Origin of the sequence: Paraburkholderia sp. NMBU_R16 (assembly GCF_013282575.1) — a bacterium.
In the GTDB taxonomy this organism is placed as follows: Bacteria; Pseudomonadota; Gammaproteobacteria; order Burkholderiales; family Burkholderiaceae; genus Trinickia.
The window spans coordinates 17,257-42,180 of the sequence record NZ_JAAAYE010000050.1; the positions used below are offsets into that span (position 1 = coordinate 17,257).

General features: G+C 61.7%; 20 protein-coding genes. 14 read left to right on the forward strand and 6 right to left on the reverse strand.

Going from position 1 to position 24,924, the window contains the following annotated elements; genetic code table 11:
• Positions 1-97: 97 nt before the first annotated feature.
• Complete coding sequence (locus tag GWC77_RS21660; RefSeq protein WP_173260213.1) at positions 98-3,196, reverse strand: hypothetical protein; 3,099 nt, start codon at positions 3,194-3,196, stop codon at positions 98-100.
• 273 nt (positions 3,197-3,469) lie between these two features.
• Between GWC77_RS21660 and GWC77_RS21665 the strand changes: the two genes are divergently transcribed.
• On the forward strand, positions 3,470-4,330 hold the full coding sequence (locus tag GWC77_RS21665; RefSeq protein ID WP_173260214.1) for a class I SAM-dependent methyltransferase: 861 nt from the start codon (positions 3,470-3,472) through the stop codon (positions 4,328-4,330).
• Between the two features lie 13 nt (positions 4,331-4,343).
• On the opposite strand, the gene GWC77_RS21670 is transcribed toward GWC77_RS21665, so the two are convergent.
• Entirely contained in the window at positions 4,344-5,243 is a 900-nt protein-coding gene (locus GWC77_RS21670; RefSeq protein ID WP_173260215.1) for a DMT family transporter, read from the reverse strand.
• A 204-nt stretch (positions 5,244-5,447) separates the two neighbouring features.
• Here GWC77_RS21670 and GWC77_RS21675 point away from each other — a divergent pair, with 204 nt between their 5' ends.
• The 4 genes from GWC77_RS21675 to GWC77_RS21690 are packed head-to-tail and all read left to right on the forward strand — an operon-like array spanning position 5,448 to position 9,536.
• Positions 5,448-6,500 (forward strand): NADP(H)-dependent aldo-keto reductase, encoded by a 1,053-nt coding sequence (locus GWC77_RS21675; RefSeq protein WP_173260216.1) that lies wholly within the window; start codon positions 5,448-5,450, stop codon positions 6,498-6,500.
• 47 nt (positions 6,501-6,547) lie between these two features.
• Complete coding sequence (locus tag GWC77_RS21680; protein ID WP_173260217.1) at positions 6,548-7,525, forward strand: quinoprotein relay system zinc metallohydrolase 2; 978 nt, start codon at positions 6,548-6,550, stop codon at positions 7,523-7,525.
• A 23-nt stretch (positions 7,526-7,548) separates the two neighbouring features.
• Complete coding sequence (locus GWC77_RS21685) at positions 7,549-8,433, forward strand: quinoprotein dehydrogenase-associated SoxYZ-like carrier (RefSeq protein ID WP_173260218.1); 885 nt, start codon at positions 7,549-7,551, stop codon at positions 8,431-8,433.
• Between the two features lie 2 nt (positions 8,434-8,435).
• Complete coding sequence (locus GWC77_RS21690; protein ID WP_173260219.1) at positions 8,436-9,536, forward strand: MBL fold metallo-hydrolase; 1,101 nt, start codon at positions 8,436-8,438, stop codon at positions 9,534-9,536.
• Positions 9,537-9,571: 35 nt separating this feature from the next.
• Here GWC77_RS21690 and GWC77_RS21695 read toward each other — a convergent pair whose 3' ends face one another.
• Positions 9,572-10,108: a hypothetical protein gene (locus GWC77_RS21695; RefSeq protein WP_173260233.1), complete on the reverse strand. Its 537-nt coding sequence runs from the start codon at positions 10,106-10,108 to the stop codon at positions 9,572-9,574.
• Positions 10,109-10,345: 237 nt separating this feature from the next.
• On the opposite strand from GWC77_RS21695, the gene GWC77_RS21700 reads away from it, so the two are divergent.
• Positions 10,346-11,224 (forward strand): hypothetical protein, encoded by an 879-nt coding sequence (locus tag GWC77_RS21700; protein ID WP_173260220.1) that lies wholly within the window; start codon positions 10,346-10,348, stop codon positions 11,222-11,224.
• Here GWC77_RS21700 and GWC77_RS21705 read toward each other — a convergent pair.
• Positions 11,221-11,898, reverse strand: a complete 678-nt coding sequence (locus tag GWC77_RS21705) for an HAD family phosphatase (protein WP_173260221.1) — start codon at positions 11,896-11,898, stop codon at positions 11,221-11,223. The two genes, GWC77_RS21700 and GWC77_RS21705, sit on opposite strands and share 4 nt — an antisense overlap.
• Positions 11,899-12,206: 308 nt before the next feature.
• On the opposite strand from GWC77_RS21705, the gene GWC77_RS21710 reads away from it, so the two are divergent.
• From GWC77_RS21710 to GWC77_RS21745, 8 genes are all read left to right on the forward strand, one after another.
• Positions 12,207-13,553 (forward strand): MFS transporter, encoded by a 1,347-nt coding sequence (locus GWC77_RS21710; protein WP_173260222.1) that lies wholly within the window; start codon positions 12,207-12,209, stop codon positions 13,551-13,553.
• A 36-nt stretch (positions 13,554-13,589) separates the two neighbouring features.
• Positions 13,590-15,422, forward strand: a complete 1,833-nt coding sequence (locus GWC77_RS21715; protein WP_173260223.1) for an ATP-binding protein — start codon at positions 13,590-13,592, stop codon at positions 15,420-15,422.
• Positions 15,419-16,756 carry a sigma-54 dependent transcriptional regulator gene (locus tag GWC77_RS21720; RefSeq protein WP_173260224.1) on the forward strand — a complete coding sequence of 446 codons (1,338 nt, stop codon included), beginning with the start codon at positions 15,419-15,421 and terminating at the stop codon, positions 16,754-16,756. Before GWC77_RS21715 ends, GWC77_RS21720 begins: the two co-directional genes overlap by 4 nt.
• A gap of 100 nt (positions 16,757-16,856) precedes the next feature.
• Positions 16,857-18,209: a hypothetical protein gene (locus GWC77_RS21725; RefSeq protein WP_173260225.1), complete on the forward strand. Its 1,353-nt coding sequence runs from the start codon at positions 16,857-16,859 to the stop codon at positions 18,207-18,209.
• 78 nt (positions 18,210-18,287) lie between these two features.
• On the forward strand, positions 18,288-20,432 hold the full coding sequence (locus tag GWC77_RS21730; RefSeq protein WP_173260226.1) for a LodA/GoxA family CTQ-dependent oxidase: 2,145 nt from the start codon (positions 18,288-18,290) through the stop codon (positions 20,430-20,432).
• A gap of 83 nt (positions 20,433-20,515) precedes the next feature.
• Positions 20,516-21,607, forward strand: a complete 1,092-nt coding sequence (locus tag GWC77_RS21735) for a tryptophan 7-halogenase (RefSeq protein WP_367949075.1) — start codon at positions 20,516-20,518, stop codon at positions 21,605-21,607.
• A gap of 96 nt (positions 21,608-21,703) precedes the next feature.
• A complete protein-coding gene (locus GWC77_RS21740) occupies positions 21,704-22,357 on the forward strand; it encodes an HAD-IA family hydrolase (protein ID WP_173260228.1) in 654 nt (217 codons plus the stop codon).
• 228 nt (positions 22,358-22,585) lie between these two features.
• Complete coding sequence (locus tag GWC77_RS21745; protein ID WP_173260229.1) at positions 22,586-22,885, forward strand: DUF3331 domain-containing protein; 300 nt, start codon at positions 22,586-22,588, stop codon at positions 22,883-22,885.
• 23 nt (positions 22,886-22,908) lie between these two features.
• Here GWC77_RS21745 and choX read toward each other — a convergent pair whose 3' ends face one another.
• Positions 22,909-23,871, reverse strand: coding sequence for a choline ABC transporter substrate-binding protein (gene choX / locus GWC77_RS21750; RefSeq protein WP_173260230.1), 963 nt, complete (start codon positions 23,869-23,871; stop codon positions 22,909-22,911).
• A partial coding sequence (gene betC, locus GWC77_RS21755) for a choline-sulfatase (RefSeq protein ID WP_173260231.1) occupies positions 23,868-24,924 on the reverse strand: 1,057 nt, incomplete at its 5' end. The genes betC and choX, both read right to left, overlap by 4 nt.

The following is a 24,924-nucleotide window of genomic DNA, read 5'->3' on the forward strand; positions in this document are numbered from 1 at the left end:
GAATCGAACCCCGGAAACACGCTCGAATGCGCGGGTATTGCTCGTGATCAGCGCTTCCCGCGTAGAAGGCGTCATTGTCTCCTATCGGCGCACCCAATCAAAGCCCCAATATCTCCGCGATATCGTCCTCGAGTCCATGGCCTTCGCTGCTCGTGACTTCGTGGATTCCCAGCCTTCGCAGAACCTCGCGCCCAGCTTCGTACCGCTGATGAGGTTTGGCGTCGCACGGTGCGTAGAATTCGATGAACGGATCGTAAAGCTTCTGCCCGTTCAACATGGGGGCGTTGAGCAATATGAAGGTCCTTTCGCGCATCAGCGGATCGCCGCTGATCGGTCCACCCGCCTTTTGCACGGCAGCATTCACAGCCGCCACGAATGCCAGTTCCTGAAGCGTACCGTCGCCACCTTTATCGACGAAACCGAAGTCCGCCGGGTTCACGATTTTTTTCATCCGCAACACGATGTCGGGAGAGATATGCCCGATATCGAGCCAAGTCGGCAACCGACCGTCCTCGGTTTCGAGCTTGATGACCATCGGCGTACTGACGCCCAGCAGCCGCTGGTCCGTATCCTGGGACTTGACGGTATCCACGAAGGTTTTTGCGGCGTGGAGCATCATCGCCTTGGAGCCCGCTCCGTAACTCATGTCGAAACCGTTTTGCGCCATGAAACGCCCGATGGCCCGGGAGCCGCGGAGCAGCTCGTCGTTGACAGACCTGGCCGAACTGAAAAAGGCCCCCAGCCGAGGGCGCTCCGCCCTGCCCTCCATAAGCTTGGCCTCGGGGTCGAACGGATCGAACGGATTGATCGGCGACGCGGGCACGCGCCGGTATCCTTCCCAGTGCGTCCGTACACGCGCCAAGGCATGCTCGCCATCGGTGTACACACTCGACAACAAACCCGGCTTCTCGGCCAAGCCGTTTCCATAGACGACCCGCGATTGGCGTCGGAGGATCTGGAGCCTGGGATCGCCGCCATTGAGGAGCACAAGCATGCGCTTGCGATCGGGGTGCTCGTGCTTTGCAACATGAGCCGAAAAATATGCGTACGCAGCTTTCGAAAGCTCGAGCACGTCGTCGGTGGTACTTGCAAGAATGAGCGCGTCGTTTCCGTGCATCCGCCGCTCGATATCGTGAGGATCGAAAGGCACCTGCGCAGCCGCCAAAGCCGCTGAAGACGCCAATTGCGGTGGCTCGGATGACCTGATCAACGCGGGTGCTTGCGGCAGCAACGACTTCGCGTCAGCACGGACCTTTCGTTGCAATTCCTGACCGGAGATAGTCGCCGTTTCGTCTCCAAGCGTGTAAATCCGATAGTCGGCAACGCGCGGCATGTCTCCCGCATCGACAAACTTCACGCCGGAGGCTTCCATCGCCGCCTTGACCTTCATCCAAGGAAGCTCCCCCATATATGGGCCGTCAATGCCGAGTTCGATGCGCTCCTCGACAGACCGATTGTCGATGCCGAGTTCGTCTTCGGGTACGCACCACGAGTACGAATCGTTCGGATCGACGTGCTCTGGGGGCTTCCTTAACGCGTAGGTGGTACTGCCCGAGAAATTGCGCACGACGGGCTTCGCCTCTCGAGCGCTTTGCGCGTCGCGGCCGAGGTCGACTTGTACCAGTGTTGCCGCGCACACGCTCCGAATGCGACGCTTGAGCCGCACGCCCGGATTGTCCTTTTCGTACGCGTCATAGGCCTTGTCGATGAGCTCGAGTGCCGCGGATACACCGCCGAATTTGTTGAAGAACCAGGTCGTCTCCACGCCCGGCATAGACTGAAGTGCGGGATCGTGGCCGCCCACTTGGTGCTCCACTTCCTTAAAGAAGTTGTTCAACATGTCTGTTGGGAAGGATGGCGCGATGAGATGCCAGTCCGGGCACTCGATGCCGCGATCGTCTGTGATGAACGTCAGGTTGTCGCCACGTTCGGCGTCCACACCAAGCCCTTTCAGGCGAGCCAAAAACTCCTCGCGTGATACCGTCGGATGTTCGCCAGTCAACACTTGGTATATCGTCCGATAGAAGGATTCCGCTTTACCCGATCGTCCGTCGAGCGCGGGAGACCGGCCGCCCGAATTGGCCTCGTAAGTGTGATAACGCTCAGGAGGCTCTCCCAGCGGCAGATCTGTCTGGATCAGCGAAAGCAACTGGGTGACCTCGTTGCCGAACGCTTTATCCCAATGTTCGAGCTTATGCAGCTGAGCGCTGCCAAAAAAGGGGTGAGTGACGATAATTTCTTCAGGAACGGCCCCTGCCAACCGAAGGTCTCCTGTCCGTGCCTCTTTCGCTTTCGTCGCGTCGCCTGGCACACGCGATACCGGTACCCGCTCCAGCGAATCGGCAAATACGACTCTTGCTCGGGGCAAGCCATCGGGCGTCGTGCCGATGATTTTTTCGAGCGCCTGGCGATAGTATTCGCGCACCGGTACCTTGCCGGGCGCGGCGTCGCTCGGCGGCAAGCCGAAAAGCCCCATCAACAGCGGTCGATAGAACCCGTAGTTGGTGACGACCAATTCCTTAGGCAATCTGTCGGCCGACTGCTCGTCCGCCATACCGGCCTTCAAACATCGAACGACCTCGAGGAATTGCCGCGGCGCCTGCGGACCTCCTTCCGGCAGCACGAACAGATCCGAGTCAGCGTAGCGAGCGAACCGTTGTTCGTGCTCGCTCGGTTTCTCGCTCGTGCCGAGTATCGTTACCCGAGCTACGCCGCTGAAGTGGTTGCGCGCGAGGCTAGCCGATCGCACTGCGTCGCCCGACAGCGCGATGCTGGCCGTGTGGATGTGATCCGTGCTCGGCTTGCCGGCCTGATTGACATACTCTGCGCCGCGCTGGGTCACGAAGTTGAACCGGTTCATGTTCTCCAGCTGCCAGGGCACCCACGATTCGGATGAATGGAGAAACGGCTTGCGGCTCACATTCGGATCGGTGAGTGTGTCCAAAATCGCGGCCACCCGATCGATCGCGCTTTCACCATGACTGACTGCCGCGTCCAGTTTCAATTTCGGGCGAGGCACCACGCGCGGCCCCATCGAAGGCAGCCCTATGAGTTGCCCCGACGCCACTCGCCGACGCAATGCCGCCCCTTGCAGATGACCGTGCCCTCCCTCGGCCAGCTCGTTTTTTTTATGCGCCGCTTCCGAAGGCGGGCCCGCAAGCTCCTTTCGGCCTGCTCCAATAACCCTGGCGGTCATATCGTTCACTCGTTCACCTTTTGAGAAAGCGTTGGGTCATGCGCGCGGTTCTGCGCGAGGCGCAATTGTCACGGAATGACTGTGGCTGCCGTTGTCCGCACGACGAAGTAACAAACGGCGATCCGAATCGATTGATGCAACGCACCAATCCATTCGCGCACGAAACGCCGAGGTCGAGGACATCCCCCGCGCGGAGCGGATAAACTCGGCGACGAATCGTCGATTGCCGCTTAAGTTCAGTCACACTTTCAAACTCGAGTAGGGGAAGGAGCCATGCCCGACAAACCGTCCGCAGCCCCCGACAGCACGGCCGTGCGCGTCGCGCTTTGGCGAGCCCTGCACAGCGAGGTGGATGCCCCACCGCACGTGCTGGCAGACACGATCGGTCTGCAGATCGCCGCGCCCGACGAGGACTGGCGCGCGCGACCCGATATGCATCCCAAAGGCACAAGCGGCTATCGAGCATCGATCGTCGCGCGCGCCCGCTTCGTCGAAGATGAACTCGCCGAGGCACTCGCACACGGCGTAACGCAATATGTCATCCTCGGCGCCGGCATCGATACGTTCGCGCAGCGCCGGCCCGAGCTTGCCGAGCGGATGCGCATCTACGAGGTGGACCAACCGGGCCCGCAAGCATGGAAGCAGCAACGTCTGGGCGAGATGGGTCTGGCTATTCCGGACTGGCTGAAGTTCGTACCCGTCGATTTCGAAGCGGGCGATTCGTGGTGGGAAAAACTGGTCGCGGCCGGCTTCGATACGGCACACCCCGCCATGGTCGCGTCGACCGGCGTCTCCATGTATCTGACGCGCGACGCCGTGGCGGCCACGCTGCGTCAGATCGCAACGCTCGCACCAGGCTCGACGCTCACGATGACATTCCTGTTACCGCTCGAACTCATCGACGATGACGAAGAGCGCGCGCAGCATGAGGCGGTTTACGAACGCGCACGCGCAGCCGGCACGCCGTTCCTGAGCTTTTTCGCTCCGGACGAAATGATCGCGCTCGCACATGAGACCGGCTTCAAACACGCGCGGCATGTGTCGACGGGCGATCTCATCGATCGATACTTCGCGGGCCGAACCGACGGATTGCGACCGTCGAGCGGCGAATCGATTCTCGTCGCCGAAACCTGACAAACGGTTGCCTTCAGCGCCGCGAGGCCACGACGATTCCGCCGACGATCAACGCGAAGGCCTCACCGTGATAGAGCTGCGGCCACTCGCCGAGAAACGCCGCGGACATAAGCGCAGCAAAAAGCGGCGCAAGATTGGCGAAAAACCCGGCAATATTCGGTCCGACACGCTGAACGCCGAGCCCCCAGCAGCAATAGGCGAGGATGGCCGGCCCGAGGCCGACATAGAGCAGCGCCGTGGCCAAGGGCCAGCCCCAGACGATATGCGCACCGGTCAATGCCCATTCGCCGGCTGAGAAAACCCCGGACCAAAGCAAACCGAACGCAATCTGCGCCACCAGGAACGCCGACCAGTCGTTACGCCATCGAGCGGGCTCGCGTGTACGCATGAGCAGCCAGCTATATAGCGACCAGCCGAACGCCGCCACGAGCATATAGAGATCGCCCGGCACGAGATGAAACTGGGCCAGCGCGGCCCAATGCCCTCGGCACAGCACCAGTAAAACACCGGCAATCGAGAGTGCGGTGCCAATCCATTGCCGCCCGGTAATGTGCTGCCCGAAGAAAAGCCGTCCCACACAGAGCATCCAGATGGGAATGCTCGCGGCCATCAGCGTCACATTCAACGGCGTGGAAGTTTTCAGTGCGAGGTATTGCAACGCGTTATAGCAACCGACGCCAAACAGGCCGAGCAGCGCAAACCGGCGCCAGTGCGCCCACAATCCGCTCGATGGGTGCAGCACACGGCCCGCGAACGGCGCGAGAAAGACAAATGCTACGAGCCACCGCAAAAAGTTGAGCGTGAGCGGCGGTACGAGCCCACCGACCATCCGGCCGACGACGGCGTTGCCCGCCCACAGAAAAGGCGGCACGGTAAGCAGCAAGGCGGTGCCCGGTGTTAAGCGCTGTTGCATGGAATGCGCACTGGCGTGCGATCTCGAGTGGAAGGTGGCAGGACATCGGTAATTCGTGCAGATCATAGCGATATTGCCGTAGCCGACGCGGACTATCCCTCATGGATGCAAGGTCATGACTACAGCACTCCGGGTCCCCGCCTGCACGATCGTCGCCATCATGGTAGTTTCGCGTCTTTATTCGACAACGAATGGATCGGATCGATGGAATACCGCAAACTCGGCGACTCGGACGTCAAAGTCAGCACAATCGGCCTCGGCACGATGACTTGGGGCGAGCAAAACACGGAAACCGAAGCGCACGCGCAGATCGACTACGCACTCGATCAAGGCGTAAATCTGATCGATACCGCGGAGATGTATCCGGTCCCGCCCAAAGCCGATACGCAGGGTTCGACCGAACGCTATATCGGCTCTTGGCTGGCAAAGCACCCCGGCGCACGCGAGAAGATCGTGCTCGCGACGAAAATCGCGGGCCCGGCGCGTCAGCCGCACAACCCCCGTCACATTCGCGGCGCACAGAACCAGTTCGACCGGAAGAACCTGACCGAGGCGCTGAACGGCAGCCTCGAACGTCTGCGCACCGACTATATCGATCTATACCAGTTGCACTGGCCGGATCGCAACACCATGACGTTCGGAAGGCCAACCTATCCATGGATCGACGACGAATACACGGTGCCGATCGAGGAAACGCTGAGCGTACTTGCCGATTTCGTGAAAGCGGGCAAGATCCGTCACATCGGCGTATCGAACGAAACTCCGTGGGGCGTCTCGCAGTTCCTGCGCGCCGCCGAGCGCCTCGACGCACCGCGCATCGTAAGTATTCAGAATCCTTACAGTTTATTGAATCGGACATTCGAAATCGGACTGTCCGAGTTCAGCCATCGCGAACGGATCGGTTTGCTCGCTTATTCGCCCCTCGCATTCGGCTGGTTATCGGGAAAATACGAATGCGGGGCGCGGCCGGCCGGAGCGCGCATCACGCTTTACGAGCGTTTCCAGCGGTACAGTAAGCCGCAAGCAATCCAGGCGACGAGCGCTTATGTTGCGCTGGCCCGCCGCTATGGCCTGTCGCCCGCGCAATTCGCGCTGGCATTCGTGAACTCCCGTCCATTCGTGACGAGCAACCTGATAGGCGCAACCTCGCTCGACCAATTGCGCGAGAATATTGCGAGTATCGACGTGACGCTGCCCGAGGCGGCGTTCGCTGAAATCGACGCGCTTTACGAGGCGCAGCCCAACCCAGCACCCTGAGCTCGGGCGGCGCCTGCTCGCGCGTCCTTACGTATCCTCACGAACTCATGCGTCTTTCGCGACATTGGCGTCTTCCGAGCGGCGCGCTTGCCCAGGCAATCGGCGCCGCGCTCGCATGGGTCGTGACGCTCTCGCCGGGATATGCCGCGGCGCCCTCACCGGCCGCGCCGCTGCCCGTGAAGGAACTGGCGCCGGGACTCTACGCGCACCGCGGACATGACGACGTGGCCACGCCTCGAAACGGCGGCGATATTGCCAATATCGGCTTCATCATCGGCACGCGTTGCGTGGCAGTGATCGACACAGGCGGCACGCTGGCCGAAGGGCGTGCACTGCGGGCGGCCATCCGCCGCGCCACGCCGCTGCCGGTTTGCTATGTGATCAACACACATATGCATCCCGACCACATCTTCGGAAACGCAGCATTCCTCGACGATCATCCGCAGTTCGTCGGCAGCGACAAGCTCCGGGAAGCCGAGCTCTCGCATTCGCAAAGCTATCTGCGCGTGCTGACGCGCGAACTCGGCAGCGTTGCCGCGGGCAGCCGGGTGATCCCGCCGACGCTGCTCGTTCACGACACGCTCGATCTGGACCTGGGCTCCCGGGTGCTGACGCTGCAAACCTGGAAAACAGCACATACGAACAGCGATCTGACGGTCTACGATAAAAGCAGCGGCACGCTATGGCTCGCCGATCTACTCTTCGCGGGCTGCCTGCCCGTGGTTGACGGCAGCGTAACGGGTTGGCTCCACGATCTCGCGGCAATCCGCGCTTTGCCGGGAGTCCGTCGCGCGGTGCCGGGCCACGGGCCGCTCGACGCACCCTGGCCCCAGGCGCTCGACGCCGAGCGCGGCTATCTCGAGCGACTCGCCAACGACGTGCGCGCGGCCATTCGCGCAGGCCGGACGATGCGGCAGGCCGTCGATACCATCGGCCTGAGCGAACGTGCGCGATGGAAGCTGTTCGATGTCTATCAACGCCGCAACGTCACGACGGCGTATGCTGAGCTCGAGTGGGAGCCCTAGCCACGTAGCTATGGAGGCGACACATGAAAACCGAAGCCATTCGTCGGGCAATTGCGGCCGCGGCGCTCGCCGTGGGCGCCGCCGGCGCGCTCGTCGCAGCGCCCGCCGCCCGGGGCGCGACACCGTCGGCCGATGACGACCCCAACAAGGTAGCCAGTTGGGTCGATTTCCGCGACGGCACCTTCAAAGACCGCCAGATCGATCCGCACGGGGAAGCGGTCATCAAGCTCGATGCCCCCGCCCGCGCGGCGGACGCCGCGATCGTGCCCATTTCGATCACGGCGCAGTTTCCTCAGACGCCGGCACGCTACATTCGGCGGATTTACTTGTTCATCGATCAGAACCCCGAGCCCTACGCGGGCTGGTTCGAATTCACGCCCGAATCGGGGCGCGCGAGTATCGAAACGCGCGTACGGGTGGAGGACTACACGTTCATGCGCGCTATCGCCGAGACCAACGACGGCCATCTCTACAGCGCGATCCGCTTCGTCAAGGCATCGGGAGGCTGCTCGGCTCCAGTGGGCAAGGATGACGAAGCGGCGCTCGCGAACATCGGGAAGATGCGTCTGCGCACGCAGGGGAGTGCCGCCGCCGGCCAACCGCAGCTTGCGCAGTTGATGATCAGCCATCCGAACCGCACCGGCATGGCGATGAACCAGATCACTCGGCAATACGCATCGGCGTACTTCGTCCGCAAAATCGAGGTCTCCTACGCAGGCAAACCGGTGATGACCGCAAACGTCAACTTCTCGATCAGCGAGAATCCGAATTTCCGCTTTTACTTCCTGTCGCGCACGCCCGGCGAGTTGAAAGCGACGGTCCGCGATTCCCAAGAGCACGTGTTCGAAGCCGCCATTCCCGTGCCGGCCAAGAACGCGAGCGCCGAGCCGGCGCCCGCGCGGATGTGACGATGGGGCAAACGCCGCTATCGCGCACATTCGGCGCGCGGGTCGGGCTGCTCGGAAAATTCGCCGCGCGCGCGCAGCGCGTCAGCGTTGCGATGGCGTGGGTGTCGAGCCTCTGCATCACCGCGCTACCCGCCGCGGCCGCAGCGCCCGCCGCACCAATCAGCGCGGCGAGCGCAGAGCAGACGATTAGCGCAGCGTCCGGGGCGGCAGCCGCCGTCGAGCGCGAGCCAAAAGTCGCGAACGAGCGCGACATTCCCCGCGCAGTGCAAATCGCGCCGGGTGTTTATGCCATGCAGGGCAGCGGCGACGCCGTCGCGCCCAGCAATCACGGAATCGTTGCAAACAACGGCTTCGTTGTCGGCAAGCGCGGCGTGGTCGTGATCGATACAGGCGCGTCCTATCGCTACGGCCGTGCCATGATCGAAGCGATTCGCAGGGTCACACCGCTGCCGATCGAACTCGTCGTCATAACGCATCAGGCGCCGGAGTTCGTATTCGGCGCGGCGGCTTTTCGCGATGCGGGGGTACCGATCCTTGCGCATCGCCGTACTGCCGACTTGATCGCCGCCCGTTGCTCCATTTGTCTGGCGAATCTGCGCCGCACGCTGGGCGAAGAGGAAATGAGCGGTTCGCGCGTGACTGTTCCGGATCGCACAGTCGAGGCGACCACCCGCATCGACGCGGGCGACCGGCAACTGGAGCTGCTGTATTTCGGTGCGGCCGCAACGCCGGGAGACCTCGCGGTTCGCGATGCGCAGACCGGCGTCTTGTTCGCCGGCGCGCTCGTGAGCGTCGGCCGCATTCCCGAGTTGCGCAACGAATCCATTCCGGGGTGGCTGGCAGCCCTCGACCGAATTCATGCGCTGGATGTCACCGAGGTCGTGCCGGGCTTCGGTCCGGTCGTGAAGCCTGACCGCATCGATTCGGTCGGAGACTACTTGAGAGAGCTCGATCGTGGCGTACGTCAGGCCTATGGCGCAGGCGTCGGGTTGACGAATGCGCGGACGCAAGTCGTAACGCCGAACTTTCGTCATTGGAAGCTGTATTCGATCGCACACCCCCAAAACGTGCAACGCGTTTATCTGCAATTGGAACGGCACTGACCGATCTCGATGATGTCTTGCCCGCTGCGCGTTTCCTAACGCCCGCGAATGATGTCCGAACGCGAAGTCGTATAAACGACGCCCTCGGCGTTGAAATGGACGTTGAAGTAGACCTCGCCCGCCGGCGGCCCTTCGTTCCATTTCCAGCTCCAGACGGTCTCGGGCTTGAGCCGATAAACGGCGACTTCACCGGGCTTGCCGAGCAATCGACGCACCTCGTCCTCGGTCATGCCTTGCCGAACCTTGGCGAAGTTTTCCGCGCTCAGCACCTGCGTGACGGCGCGTAGCTTGCCTTGCGGATCGATGTCGACCATATACGTCGTCACGCCCTGCGGGCCGCGCGGATATTCGAGCCGCTTCGAACCGTCGGTGAAGCTGCGCTCGGTTTCGGGTTGGCCCATTTGATCGCGAATCTGCGCCTCGGTCGTCACGCCCGGCGTCAGCCCTCGCAGCAATAGCGCATCGGGCTTGATCGCGTTGAGAAAAGCCTTGAATTTTTGCATGGCATGTTCGCTATCCTGTTGATCGCAGCCGGCCAGCAGCACTGCGACGCCGACGGAAGCGACGGTCATCAGCCGGAAGACGGATTTCATTTTGTGCGCAAGTCCCGCGAAGTAGCGTAGTTCCATCGTACCCCAAAGCCTCCCATGGACCGATCGGGGAATCGCGGACGAGGGGGCGATGCCCGCGCTGCGGTTACCTCGAACAGACCGTCGCTGCGCGCAACGCTTTGCCGCTTCGCACGTGCATGAACCGGGGCCGCGAACCATCCTACCATTGGCCCATTCGAGTAACCGCCCAAAAGCCAGATGCCAATATCGATCGACGGAAGCAACTTTTCTCCGAACTATCAGGCCAGCACGACGGATGGCGAAACGCCGGCCGCCGTATCGCCGTCTACTGTCCGCGCACTGGGCCGCCACGGCGATGCGCCGAGGAGACTTTCCGATGCGCATGATGGTGGCGCCCCCCCCATTGACGGTGAAACGCCGGGTACGATGGCTACCGCGCGCTTTGCGCATGCAAAGAACGCGGACGGTGTACGCGCGCCAGACGCGTTGTCGTCAGCAGCGCCCCTCGTGATACGCGACGCCGCCGCGCTCAAGCGGCTACGCGAGCAGTACGACGGAACGGAGGCACCGCCGCTGAAACTCGAAGGCTATTTTGGTCCCGGCGAGTTGCAATACCTGCCGGAATGGGTCGGCGCGCTCGATCTCTCCGAATGCCGCGGGCTCAGGCACGCCGACCTCGAAGGTTTGTCGTCGTTGCGGCTCACTGCGCTCGATGTGAGCGGACACCCGATTGGACAATGGAAGGCCGCGCCGACGCTTGCGCAACTTGGCACTTTGACATCGCTAACAGCGTGCGGCTGCGGTCTCGACGATGCCGATATGAAATCTCTCGTCTCGCTGCCCGCGCTGACGTCGGCCATGCTGGGGAATAATCGCATTGGCTATGAAGGCATAGCGACGATCTTCGAGAGCTACACGCTTCGGCGCATCGACGTCAGTCGCAATGAGTTCGGCACCTTGGGCGCGTTGTCGATCGCCCAAGACCCCGTGTCGCGCGAGTGGGTCGACGTCTCCGGCAACCATATCGGAATCATTGGAGAACAGGCGCTTCGCGAACGCCAGGCAAATAGCGGCGTCTCGATTATCGGTATCGGCGCACAGCCAAAACGCGCCTAAGCGGCGACGCTTGCTCGCGGCCCGAACCAGGCGGGCACATGCGCGAGCGCGTCGTCGAGTTGGGCGAGCACATGCAGACTCAGCGCGGCGATTTCATCGGTTGGCGCTTTGAGATCCGGCACAGCGACGACTGCCATGCCGGCATCGACGGCCGCTCGGATGCCGTTCTCGCTATCCTCGAACGCAAGACAATGGGCGGCTGGGGCACCCAGGCGCTCGGCCGCGAGCCGATAAACCGCGGGATCGGGCTTGCCGCGGGCAACTTCGTCGCCACCCGCAATTGCACGAAAGAACGGCAGCACGCCGACGCGCCTCAGGCGCAATTCGATCTCCTCCCGCCCGGAGGAAGAAGCCACGGCACAGGGGATGCCTGCGCGGGCGAGCGAAGCGAGCAAGTCGGCGGCGCCCGATTTCAACGGAAACAACGGCCCTGCCTGCGGCTCCGTCAATTGCGCGCGCACGCGAGTGCGCGCCTCGCTGAAAACGGCCTCGCTGCCTAGCATCTCGGCCAGCATCACGTGACACTCGCGCAACGATCGCCCAATGATCCGAACATAGTCGCTCGGCAGCAGCGTGATGCCCAACTCCCGCGCGACGGCAATCCAGGTATTCATGATCGTGCGCTCGGAATCGATGAGCAATCCATCCATATCGAAAACAGCAGCTGAAAACATCTTTCCATCCGAGCGCATGCGTGAAGACGACGCACTATACCAAACCGTTGCCCTCGCCGCGCGACTCGCTTTGCCGCCAAGTCGGCGCCGGCGGCCGCGCTTCAATGCGGAATTCCGCACACGACAGAGCCTGAATTCCGACGCATCGCACAGGGCGGCCGTCGCATCTGGCAGTTCCCGCCTGCTTTTCTTTTAAAAACAATTACTTGCATCCCGACCGGCGTGTAGCCGGAATTGGCATAGCCATTGCGTTGCCAAGCGCCGTCGCTCGTTCGCGAGCGAATGTTTGACAACATTCCGGAGACACAATGAATCCTGTTCCTTCAAACGTGGCCGCGCCCGCGCGTGTCGCCAGCACCGGCGAACTACCGGTTTCCACCTCGAAAGACACGCGCTGGCGTCTGCGCTCGATCTTTTCCGGCTCGGTCGGCAACCTAATCGAATGGTACGACTGGTACGTGTATTCCGCGTTCGCGCTCTATTTCGCGAAGTCGTTTTTTCCGGCCGGCAACAGCACCGCCCAACTGCTCAATACGGCAGCCGTCTTTGCCGTCGGCTTTCTTGCCCGCCCGATCGGCGGCTGGTTGATGGGCATTTATGCCGACCGGCACGGACGCCGCTCGGCCCTGCTCATCTCCGTGGTCATGATGTGCCTCGGTTCGCTCATCATCGCGCTGTGCCCGAGCTATCAAACCATCGGTACCGCCGCTCCGGCACTGCTCGTCGTCGCGCGCCTGCTTCAGGGCCTCAGTATCGGCGGCGAATATGGCACGTCGGCCACCTATCTGAGCGAGGTCGCCACCGCAAAGCATCGCGGCTTTTACTCGAGCTTCCAGTACGTGACCTTGATCATGGGCCAACTCGTGGCGATCGTGCTTTTGATCCTCATGCAGCAATTCCTGCTGACGACGCAGCAACTCGAGTCGTGGGGCTGGCGCATCCCATTTTTTGTCGGTGCGGCGTGCGCGCTCGTCGGCATGCGTTTGCGCGCCACGATGGAAGAAACGGGCGAATTCGAAAAGGCCCGTAAGGCGCGCAAAGCCCGCGGCACGCTGGCCGAGTTGGCCAGGCATCCGCGTGCGGTGCTGACCGTCGTGGGGCTTACGATGGGCGGTACGGTCGCGTTCTACACCTACTCGATCTACATGCAGAAGTTTCTCGCGAACACCGTCGGCATGAGCAAGCTCGACGCTACGCTCGTTTCGGGTGCGTCGCTTGCGCTTTTCGCCGCGCTGCAGCCGCTCGTCGGGGCCATTTCGGACCGCATTGGCCGGCGCCCGATTCTCATTGCCTTCGGCATTTTCGGCACACTGTTTACCGTGCCGATCATGACGGCCATCAGTCATACTCACAGCGCGTGGACCGCCTTTTTCCTGATTGTGGCGGCACTCGTCATCGTCTCGGGCTACACCTCGATCAACGCTGTCGTGAAAGCCGAGCTTTTCCCGGCCGAAGTGCGTGCTTTGGGTGTGGGCCTTCCGTATGCTGTTACCGTATCGATTTTCGGCGGTACCGCCGAGTACATTGCGTTGTGGCTCAAGCAGGCAGGACATGAGGAAATGTTCTATTGGTACGTCACGGGGGCGATCTTCTGTTCCCTGCTCGTGTATATCTTCTCGCGCGATTCGAAACGGCATTCGCGTATCGAGGACTGATCCCGGCGCGGCCGGCTGCGCGGCGGGGCGCACGCGATGAAGCTGCGTTCCGCGCTGCGTGTACGGTATGTCGCGATCGGTGTCGGCGTTCTGGCGTGCTGCGCGCTGATGGCGTGGTTCGCCTACGTAGAGGCCCTGCGCCATTACGAGCGGGTCCGTGCCGGAGAGGTGGCGCAGCGCGCATCGTTTTACGCGCTATCGCTCGAAGCGCAGCTCGCGCGCTACGAGTCGCTGCCTCGTATCGCCGCGCTGGCTCCGGTGCTGACGCGGCTGCTGCGCAACCCGGGCGATCCCGCGGAGCAAGCGGCTGCGAATAGCTATCTAAAGGCCGTTCAGACGAACGCACAGCTTGCCGCTGCCTATTTGATGGATACTCGCGGCAATACGCTTGCCGCTAGCAATTGGAACGAGCCAGGCAGCTTCGTCGGACGAAATTACGCTTATCGGCCGTACTTCAGCGACGCGGTCGCGCACGGCGTCGGCCGCTTTTACGGTGTTGGCAACACCACGGGAGAAGCAGGCTACTTTCTGTCGGTGCCGATACGGGATCCCGAGCATCCCAATGCCGCGCCCATCGGCGTGGTGGCGATCAAGGCGCCGCTCGGAAGTTATGAGGACGCACTGGCCAACAGCGGCGATATCGTCGTCCTAACGGATCGCGACAACGTCGTGTTTCTCGGTTCGGTACCCCAATGGCGTTATCGCGTCCTTGCGCCGCTTTCAGCTGAAGCACGGGCGCATTTGCGCGCGACCCGACAGTACGGGGACGCGCCGCTCGACGCGCTGCCGGGCGATACGCTGCGTCGTTATCGCGTGCACTATCGGCCGACGGGCTCGCTCGGCTGGCGCATCGCCATCCTCACGGCCCCCGCCGAAGACCGCCAGACGGCAGCGCTGGCGGCCATAGGCGCCGCGGCGGCCAGCGCACTCGCCTTCGCGTTGGCCGCCGCACTATGGCTGCGGCATACTCGCGAGCGCGAACGCGTGCGAGCCCGCCTCGCATTACAGGCGGCACATCGCGATCTCGAAACGCGCATCGCGGAGCGCACGGCCGAACTGACGCAGGCCAACAGCGATCTCGCGCGGAAAGTGGAAGCGCTCGATGACGCGCGGCGGATACTGCGCGACACGCGCGATGCGGCGATCCAGGCCGGCAAGCTCGCCGCATTGGGTCAAATGGCGGCGGGCATCACGCACGAATTGAATCAGCCGCTGACCGCACTGATGACACTATCGAACAACGCGGTCCGTCTGATAGAACTTCAACGTATTCGCGAGCTGGCGCGCAATCTCGAACTCATCAACGATCTGGCCGCGCGGATGGGAAAAATCGTGGCGCACGTCAAGGCGTTCGCACGCAACGATGCTGTGGAGCGCGAACCGGTTTCGATCGACGAGACGATCAAGCAGTCGCTCGCGCTCGTGCAGGGGCACCGCAAAGCAAACGACGTGACGATCCGCGTGGCACCCATTCCCGACGAAGCCATCGCATTGGCGAGCGCGATCCGCACGGAGCAGGTGTTCGTCAACCTGCTCACCAACGCAATCGACGCGTGTGCCATGAGCGAAGACCGAAAAGAAGTCGTCGTCGAAGCCGCGATGACGGCCCGCACCGTGCGAGTGAGTTTTCGCGACAGCGGGCCCGGCATCGCGCCCGAAGCGTTGCCGAGGCTGTTCGAACCGTTTTATACGACGAAGAGCGCGGGCAAGGGGCTCGGGCTGGGTCTGGCAATTTCGCAGGCCATCGTCGACGAATTCGGCGGCAGTCTCAGCGCCGCCAACGTCGAAGCCGAGCCAGGACGACGCTCGGGTGCGGTATTCGTCGTCGAACTGCAACGCGCAACCGTTCAATCAGAGTCCACCACATGAATTCCGTCGATTTTCCTGCCGACCACCCTGTGTATGTCGTGGAGGACGATCCCGCCGTCCGGCTGGGATGCTCGCAAGCTCTCTCGCTCGCCGGCATCGCCGTACGCGAATTCGAAGACGCGGAAAGCGCCTTCGCCGCACTGTCCCACGCGGTGCCCGCTGCGATCGTCAGCGATATCCGTCTGCCCGGCATCGACGGACTCACGCTGCTGGCAAGCGTCAAAGCGCGCGCGAAGGACGCTGACATCCCGATCATCCTCGTCACGGGCCACGGCGACATCGCGATGGCGGTGACCGCCATGCGCGCCGGCGCCTACGATTTCATCGAGAAGCCGTTTCAGTCGGATCGTCTCGTCGAGTCGGTGCGCCGCGCGCTCGAGCATCGACGGCTCGTCGTGGACAACCGCCACTTGCGGGCGCAACTGCGCGGCGAGCAGCTGATGCTGGGCCGCTCGCCGGCCATGCGCAACGTCCACGCGATGATCGATGCCATCGGGCCCACACCGGCCGATGTGCTGATCCGCGGCGAAACGGGAACCGGCAAGGAGGTGCTTGCGAGAGCGCTGCACGCGTCCAGCCGCCGCAGCGGTCCGTTCGTCGCGCTCAATTGCGCCGCCCTGCCCGAAACGCTCTTCGAAAGCGAAATCTTCGGCCATGAAGCCGGGGCATTCACGAGCGCGCAGCAAAAGCGGATCGGCAAGTTCGAGCACGCACACGGCGGCACCCTGTTTCTCGACGAGCTCGAAAGCCTGTCGCTCCCATTACAGGCCAAACTGCTGCGCGTTTTGCAGGAACGCACCGTCGAGCGCCTCGGCAGCAACACGGCAATGTCCGTCGATGTGCGCGTCATCGCGGCCGTCAAGGACGACCTCAAGCAGCTGGTCGAACGCCAGACGTTTCGCGCCGATCTCTATTACCGCCTCAACGTGGCGACGATCGATCTTCCACCGCTGCGGGGACGGCGCGACGATATCCCCGAGCTCTTTGCGCACTTCGTCCGCGATGCCTGCGCACGTTATGGACGCGCCGAGCCGGCATGGACAGCCTCCGATATGGCGCGCTGGCAAGCCTACGATTGGCCCGGCAATGTCCGGGAGCTCAAGAACATCGCCGAGCGCTTCTCGCTCGGACTCGACGATGGCTTGGCGCAACCGGCGCACGATGCGGGTTCGCTCGAAGCTCGGATGGCGCGCGCCGAACGCGCATGCATCGAGGAGGCATTGCGAAGCGCCGACGGACAGGTGCTGCGAGCAGCGGAGCTGCTCGATGTCCCGCGCAAAACGCTCTATGACAAGATTGCCCGACATGGCATCGATGTGAACGCGTTTCGCTAAGCGTCTGCCGATCGCCCCGCGGACCTCGTCCGCTATCCCATAAATCCATCGATGCCCACCCGTCAACGGCGATAGGTGCCCCTCTCCGCCGACGACGCCTATGCTGAATCGACTCACTTGTCGACGGCGGCGTCGCGCATCTCATCCGCCGTCTGCTGCATCCACTGAGCGGAGAAGACGAATGATGAATCCAAGAATCTGGGTTGCCATCGCTGTCGCCGGATGCTGGGCGTGTCTCGGTCAGCCCGCGTCGGCGCAAGAATGCGAGGCCTCCGACACTTGGTTCGCGTCGACCGGCGTTCCAAAGCCGGACGATGCGCATCGAAGCACATTCCACTCGAACTGCGCGTTCCATCAATTCTCGTGGCAAGCGTTCCTATGGCTCACCGACGCCCTACAAAACGGCACACCACGGTTCCAGAGCATGTTTTCAGATGCTTCAATCGATTCCAAGGTCAAGAATCCAACCGAACATGTGCTCGACGGCGTGCAGCAGGCCGATTCGCTCGGCATTCTGGTGGACCAGAATGGTCGAGCCGTCTATACCAACATGCTCATCAACGATGTTTATCGCCAGTTCGTCATCGACCGCCGACTGAACACGCGGGAAGGCATGAAAGAGGCCGCTGCCAACCTGGTCTTCCCGACCGGCGCCATCTCGCTGAAAGCCGCCTGGAAAATCGTCGGCCCGAACGAAGACGTCAGCCGCTTCTATACCACCACTGCAAAGATTGCGTTGCTCTCGAAAGCGGGTAACACCGTGGATATCGACCCACAGCGCAAGCTCGAGACCGTAAAGGTCGCTCTGGTCGGCTTTCATATCGCATGGGTGGTAGACGGCCATCCCGAAGCCATCTGGGCCACGTTCGAACAGGTCGATAACGCGCCGGATTTCAAGGAAAACCAGCAGATGTCGCAACCTGTCGCGAACAAGTCCTACACGTTTTACCGTGCCGGCACCCCTGCTCAGGATTGCAACGTCAACAATGCATCAGTGATCGAGCTCGATAAGTCGACACAAAAGCTGACGCCTGTGACTCAGACTTGCCGGCAGTACCGGACTGGAGGGGGCGAAGAACTCAACGTCAAGAATATCGATTCGCTCAACAAGAGCGTTCGGGACCACCTCGCAACCAAGCAGTCAGTCTGGCGAAACTACGAAGAGGTGGGTGCCGTATGGATGGGAGAGGATCAGGCCTCGGCGAAACCATTTCATCCTGATTGGAGTCCGCAGATCGATAACTCGCAGATCAAGGGCTCCGATCAGCTCTCGAACTCGGTGATCGAGACGTTTACGCAGAACAAGGTTTCCAAAAATCAATGCTTCAGTTGCCACAACACGATGGCAGTCACGGATACACGCGACCTGCCGCTCGTATTGCCGGGCAAAGATATCAACACCAGTCATATCTTGCTGCGCAAATACATGAACAACCCCGTCATCAAGCGATAGCCGGCACACGACGCGGACATTCATTTCCGCGCGATACCGCCATCCCGCACGTTCGCCGTCAAGACCAGGGAGCCCACCATGTCGAAAACCAGCCTACGCATTCATCCCAGCATCGGATTCGCGCGGGTCGGCAGCAGTGAGGAGTACTACATCGGCCCGGAAACGTCCGCTGGCTTGCCCGTCGCCGGGCAAGAGGCCACGGGAGGACTTCCCATCAAGCCGGGTACGGAAGAAAACACCCCCATTACCAGTGCGGACCTCCGCGATCAGCACGGACGTCTCAAGCGCCAAGCCGCACGCTTCCGAATTTACCAGTACGACGATGCCGGCCCCACCGGCTATCCCTGCGGCGCAGGCACGGAGGTCGTCATCGGCTCGAGAGTCGATGGCAAGCTCGTGAAGGACATCGTTTGGACCGTGCATCTTGCCAACAAGAAAGCGAACTGCTGGCGGATCGAGGCAGCGCCGTGGCCCGGCGGCCTCGACGGCTATGCAGGCGATAAACAGCCACCGCTTCGCAATCCGAATTTTATGCGGGACCCTTCCGGCAAGCCGTCGGACCCCGGCGACGAGATCCGCCTGAGGCAACTCGTCATCGATGCCGGTCCTCGAGCGATTGCAGCATCGAAACAGGAGAAAGTTGCATTCGATAAGACCACGATGGCGAGCTACTGCAACGCCAAAGGCCAGCTAGTCGACTTACACCACTATCCGAAGTCGTTTCCGCCGTCCGATGGTACGGAGCAGGTTGCGTCGTCGGCCAGCCAGCCGATTACGAAGCTGGGAGAGATGACCACCGAGCCAAAGGGGCGTCTGCTTGTGCTGGGGGCTTACGGTCGCGCTTGCGGTTTCGATTCCAAGGGACATGCCAACCCGGATGCACCGTTGAACGAGGATGTCGATAACGACAATTGGTTCGACGACACCGCGGACGGCCCCGTTACCGCATGGCTCGTTTTCGACGATGGCAGCAAGCGTGAAGTGGACAGCGGTGCGTGGGTGGTGTCGACCGACCCGGCCTATGCGCCGCAGACGAGAAACGTCGTGACGCTGTGGGACGACATCCTGAACACATGGATCGAGAAGTTCCAACTCAGACCTGACATCTACAGAGATCTCACCTACCAGACCGACTTCCAGCCGTCGTTCGATGAGGACGTCTTCCCGATTCTTCGCGCGGCCTCATTGCAGATGTGGACCACGAATCTGCCGAAATCGGCGATCAGTAGCCATCGCAACCTCGACCAGCTCAAGGCGACGAAGCCTACGTTCAACATTCTGTCCTTCATTCGCGACCCAAAGTCTTCGACGCAGATAAAGACCGGCTCGCCGCTGATGCCGCTTTCCCTGGGCGATAACGGGAAAAGTTTCCTGACGCTCACCACGTCGCAGTATTTCTTCATCAAGCAGTGGACCGACGGCCGGTGCCAGCCGTCCGGGCGGCAGGCGCACCTCGGCCCGGGCGAAGCGCTCGATAAAGCCGTGCTTTCCAACTGTCTGGGTGGGCGTTTCAGCCCGGGAATCGACCTGACGTTTATCGTCCGGGATCCGAATCTGTACAAGGCGAACTGGCATGAGCCGACGATCGGACCGTTTCGGATCAACATGCGCAAGCTCGACTACGGAACCGCCACCGCGGACAAGCCATTTCTCGGCATCGGTTATATACCGCGATCAACAAACGAGAAATATCAGACGGTCGAGCCCGGAGATCTTTGCAAGTTCATGTCCATTCCATGGCATACGGACTACAACTCATGTGCGACGCATGTCCCCGACCCCAACCCGAACGGCCCGTTGACCGAGAGCAACGTATATGGAGGACGGGTGAATACGACCTTGTTCTGGTCCTGGCCAGCACAAAGACCGGTGGCGGTCTACACCTATGAGGATCTTGCGGCGAACGGCGGTGAGCTGCCCGTTCAGCGTTATTCCGTTCGCGGCGAAGGCACGGCGGCTGTGCGTCATGCCGGATCCGACAAGTTCAATACGCCGGCCATGAACGTCGGGCGTTATCAGCAGCGCCGGGATATCCTCGTCAATTGGGACAAGATCGGCTTTGTCATTCAGGGTGTCGCGATAGAGGGATATCGCCCCGGCTATCCGCGAGACTACTATCTGGAGGTCCAAAGCCGCTTCAAGGAGGATCACAGCAATCTCGTCGAACCTTGGGCCAACACAGTGACCGATCGGGTCCATCCGCCGAGGAACCGCGATAGGTGAACACCCAATGCGATGGGGCCCATGCCGCCCTCGTGGAGAATCGGCTTTCACCGGTACCCAGTCAATCGCACTATCGGGTCGCGGTGATAGGAGGCGGACCCGCCGGTAGCAGTTGCGCACTGGCGCTGGCAAACGCCGGCGTCAGCGATATCCTGGTCGTTGAAGCTTCTTCCTACAGCGGATTCAAGGTGGGCGAAAGTATTCCCCCCGAATCCCGGATGTTGATCAGAAGCCTGAATATCGACGAGGCGTTTCTCACGCGGCATCATGAGCCGTGCTACGGCAGTTGTTCCTATTGGGGCAGCGACAAACGCGGCTACAACGATTTTCTTCTTAACCCCCATGGGCACGGATGGCATCTCGACCGAAGCCGGTTCGATGCCTTTCTCGCCGCGCAAGCGCACGCCGCCGGCGTGGAATTGCTGACCGGGAGTTCGCTGTCGGGATCCGAGCCGCTCGGTTCAACGGGACACATGTTGCACATCAGATGCCCCGGCGGCGTCCTCGCGCGCGTGCACGCGGATTTCGTTGTCGATGCAAGCGGTCGACGCTCCCTGTTTGCCCGACAACGCGGTGCCAGGCAAATCAATTCAAATCCCCTCATCTGCTGTGCCGCGACCTTGCGGCGACGCAACGTCGACGTAGCGTTTTCAAGGCTTACCCACCTCGAGGCTGTCGAGCAAGGTTGGTGGTATGTCGCGTCCGTACCAGGCAACGCTGTCGTCATCGCGTTCGCAACGAACGCGCAAATCGTGCGCACGATGCAGTTGCAAAAAGCTGAGCGCTGGTACCGGATGCTCCGCGCTGCGCCTCATATGTCGCAACTGACGGATGGCATCGATCCGCGGGATGCACACGTCCGGTGTTATCCCGTGCCGTCCTACTGCCTGGACCGCCTATGCGGCGAACGATGGCTCGCGATCGGTGATGCCGCGTCAGCCTACGATCCCATTACTGCTCAGGGAATCGTCAAATCTCTCTCAAATGGGATCCATGCCGCCCAGGCGATTCAAAGCTGGATGAGCGGAACCTCCGATGCGCTCCAAGCATTTGCGCAAATGGTCCGCACACAGTACCGCCGATATGTGGACTTGCGACGCGATCTCTATTGCCTCGAGCAGCGTTGGCCGGCCTCGGAATTTTGGCAAAGGCAAATCACGTCGGCGAGCATGTAGCACGGATAAATCGTACAGTTAGCGCCGCTTAACCCAACGTCGTTTCTCGAAACGTATACTCGAACGCATCCGAAATCCATGTCGAGGTTGCGCAAGATGAACGCCCGCTCGGAGCACTATCCCAAGGCCATATTGTTCGATTTGCTGACCGCATTGCTCGATTCGTGGAGCTTGTGGAATCGCAGTGCCGGGACGATCGAAGCCGGCCGCGCATGGCGCGCCGAATATCTGCGGCTCACCTACGGATGCGGACGATACGTGGCGTACGAAACGCTCGTCAGACAAGCCGCCGAGAACGTGGGATTGCCGCCGTCCGCGCCGCACGCTCTCGAGGACAACTGGCTGACACTCGAACCTTGGCCCGAGGCCGCCCAAGTGCTGGGCCGGTTGCGCAGCCGCACGAAACTCGCGGTCGTCACGAACTGCTCCGAGCGGCTCGGCAGACAAGCCGCCGCGATCGTTCCTGTCCAATGGGACGCCGTCGTGACGGCGGAAGAAGCCGGTGCCTACAAGCCTGACAAGCGCCCCTACGAGCTCGCGTTGCAAAAGCTCGGCGTGGGCGCGGGCGATGCCGCCTTCGTTGCCGGGTCGAGCTACGACATGTTCGGCACTGCCGCGCTCGGGATGTGTACCTACTGGCACAACCGTGTCGGGCTGCCGCTCGCCGCCGGCGCCCAACGTCCCGCAATCGAATCGCCCTCGCTCGATTCGCTCGATGCCTGGGCGAGCCGCATCCACAGTCCCGCGTGATTCCGATCGCCGCATGCCGGCACAACGCGCACGCGGCTTCAATCGTCGATTAATCCGCCAAAACGTAGTTCCAGCCCAAAAACTAGCCGGAGATTACGAACAATCCGTCAAATATGAAGTAACGACACGTCATTATTGCGGTTTCGAGAATTGTGTTTCTACGGATATAGCGATGTTCGTTCCGCGCTCGGGCGAATACATTTAGGGAGCTCGATTCAAGGAGCTGCAATGAGGACTAGAAAAACTCCCGCCCCCGACCTAAGCCGCGTCCAGATCGAAATACTCGAGCAGTCCGAAAACACGCTCGTGATCCGCTGGGTCGAGCCGGGTCGTTGCCATTACGGCGAACAGCGCTGGCGTCGCCGCTCGGCCAATTCGTCGGGAACCTGCGTCGTTTCGCGCCGTGCCATCCGCCGCGGCGACGCCGTGTTTCGTCCCGCCGAGCGGCCTGCACCGGCCAATGCGTCGGCCATGATTTCGGTGGAAGCGTTCATACAAGGCGAGACGAGCTGTCCACGGGCAACCTGAGTTCGCTCTGGCCGCCCGTTGCGCTAATGCGCATCGAGCGATGCACGGACCGCCTGCAAACCGTTCGTTCCCTTTACCGTCGTGACACCATCGAGCCACTTTTCGAGCATCGTCGGATGAGCCGATAAAGCCTGTCGCGCGGCGGTCTCAAGGCTGGCCTTATCGCGCAGCACGCGCGCGATCATCTGGTTTTCTATCGTCACATCGAACGTCATCTGCTTGAATAGCCGCCCGAGATTCGCGCATTCGGCGGTGAAGCCGCTACGCGCCACCGTATTGACCGTTGCGCCCCCATAGTTGGGACCGAAATAAGTGTCGCCTCCCGATAAATACGTGAGATGAAACTCGGTATTCATCAGATGTGGCTCCCATGCAAGAAACACGATCCACTGTTTCTCGCGTACCGCACGCGAAACCTGGGTCAGCATGCCGGTTTCGCTCGATTCGACGATCTTCCAATCACCGAGGCCGAACGCTTTATCGGCAATCATTTTCTTGATGTTCTGATTGGCCGGCGCTCCGGGCTCGATGCCGTAAATGCGGCCGCCGAAGCGCGACGCATTGCGGGCGAGATCGGCAAAGCTATGAACGCCGGCCGCAGCCACGTAATCGGGCACGGCAAGCGTGAACTTCGCCCCCGTCAGGTTGGCCTGGACCACGTCCAATGCATGCGCGTCGATAAACGGTTTCACTAGCGGCGCCTGGGCGGGCATCCAGTTGCCGAGAAAAACGTCGATCTGTCCTTTGCGAAGACCTTCGTAAGTGATCGGAACGGACAGGTTCTGCACTGTCTGCCGGTAGCCCAGCGCCTTGAGCACGACACCCGCCATCGCGTTCGTCGCATCAATATCGGTCCAACCCGGGTCGGCCATGCGCACCGACGTGCAGCTCGCGCCGTCGGCTGCGGCAGCCGTCGACGCCCAACTGACGAAGAATGCGGACAAAAGCGACGACAGGCACCAAAAAGCAAGTGTGGTCTTCCTCATTGCGGCTCTCCATGAGAGGCGGTTGGATTCGGCGCGACGCGTGGCAGGCGCGCCATCGCTTCGAGCGTGTCGAGTTCGAGATGGTTACGCATGAAACGGCGGCTCGCGTCGGAAAACGGTTGCCAGTCCCATGACTCGATCTTGCCTTGCGTCGTGGCTTCATAGTGAAAGCGCCGGCGCCGCTGGCTCACCAGCACCTGTTCGCGCAAGCGCGCTAGATCCCACCGCTGCACCACGCGAGCCCGAAACGTGTCGAGGACGTGGGCCGCAGCCGGATCGGACGCCAGGTTGTGCAGCTCCCGCGGATCGTCCGCAAGGTCGAATAGTTGATCGGGATCGGCCGGCGAATGAATGTACTTGTAGCGACCCTGCCGAATCATCACGATGGGAGCGATCGCGCCTTCGGCGAGATATTCGCCGAAAACCTCGTCATGGCCATCCTCGCCGCGCAGATGCGGCATCAGACTCGACCCATCGACAGGGTCCGGCCAACTCCCGCTCGGCTTGCCGCTCGCCAGCTCGACGAACGTGGGTAACAGATCGATGTGCGAAACCGATGCTTTGACCCGGGCGGAGGCGAAACGCTGCGGCGCGTGCACGATCAGGGGAACACGGCAAGCGTTTTCGAAAAACGTCATCTTGTACCAAAGCCCGCGCTCGCCCAACATGTCTCCGTGGTCCGACGTCACGACGATGACAGTGTTCTCGGCGAGGCCGGTCGAACGCAGCGCATCGAGCACCGCACCGAACTGTGCGTCGACGTAGGAAACCGCACCGTAATACGCGTGCCTGGCATTGCGGACCTGCTGCGGCGTCGGTGGCGTGCGGTCGACCTCGCAAACGGCACGCACACGCTTCGAATGCGGATCGCTCTCGTCATGCGAGAGCGACACGGCGGGCATCTCGATTTCATCGTCGCGATAAAGGTCCCAGTACTCGCGTGGTATCGCATAGGGATCGTGCGGATGGGTCAACGAGACAACCATGCCGCGCGTCAAACAAGATGAGAGCAGCGCGTCAATCAGGATGAGAGTACTGGCGTGGCGGCAGCGG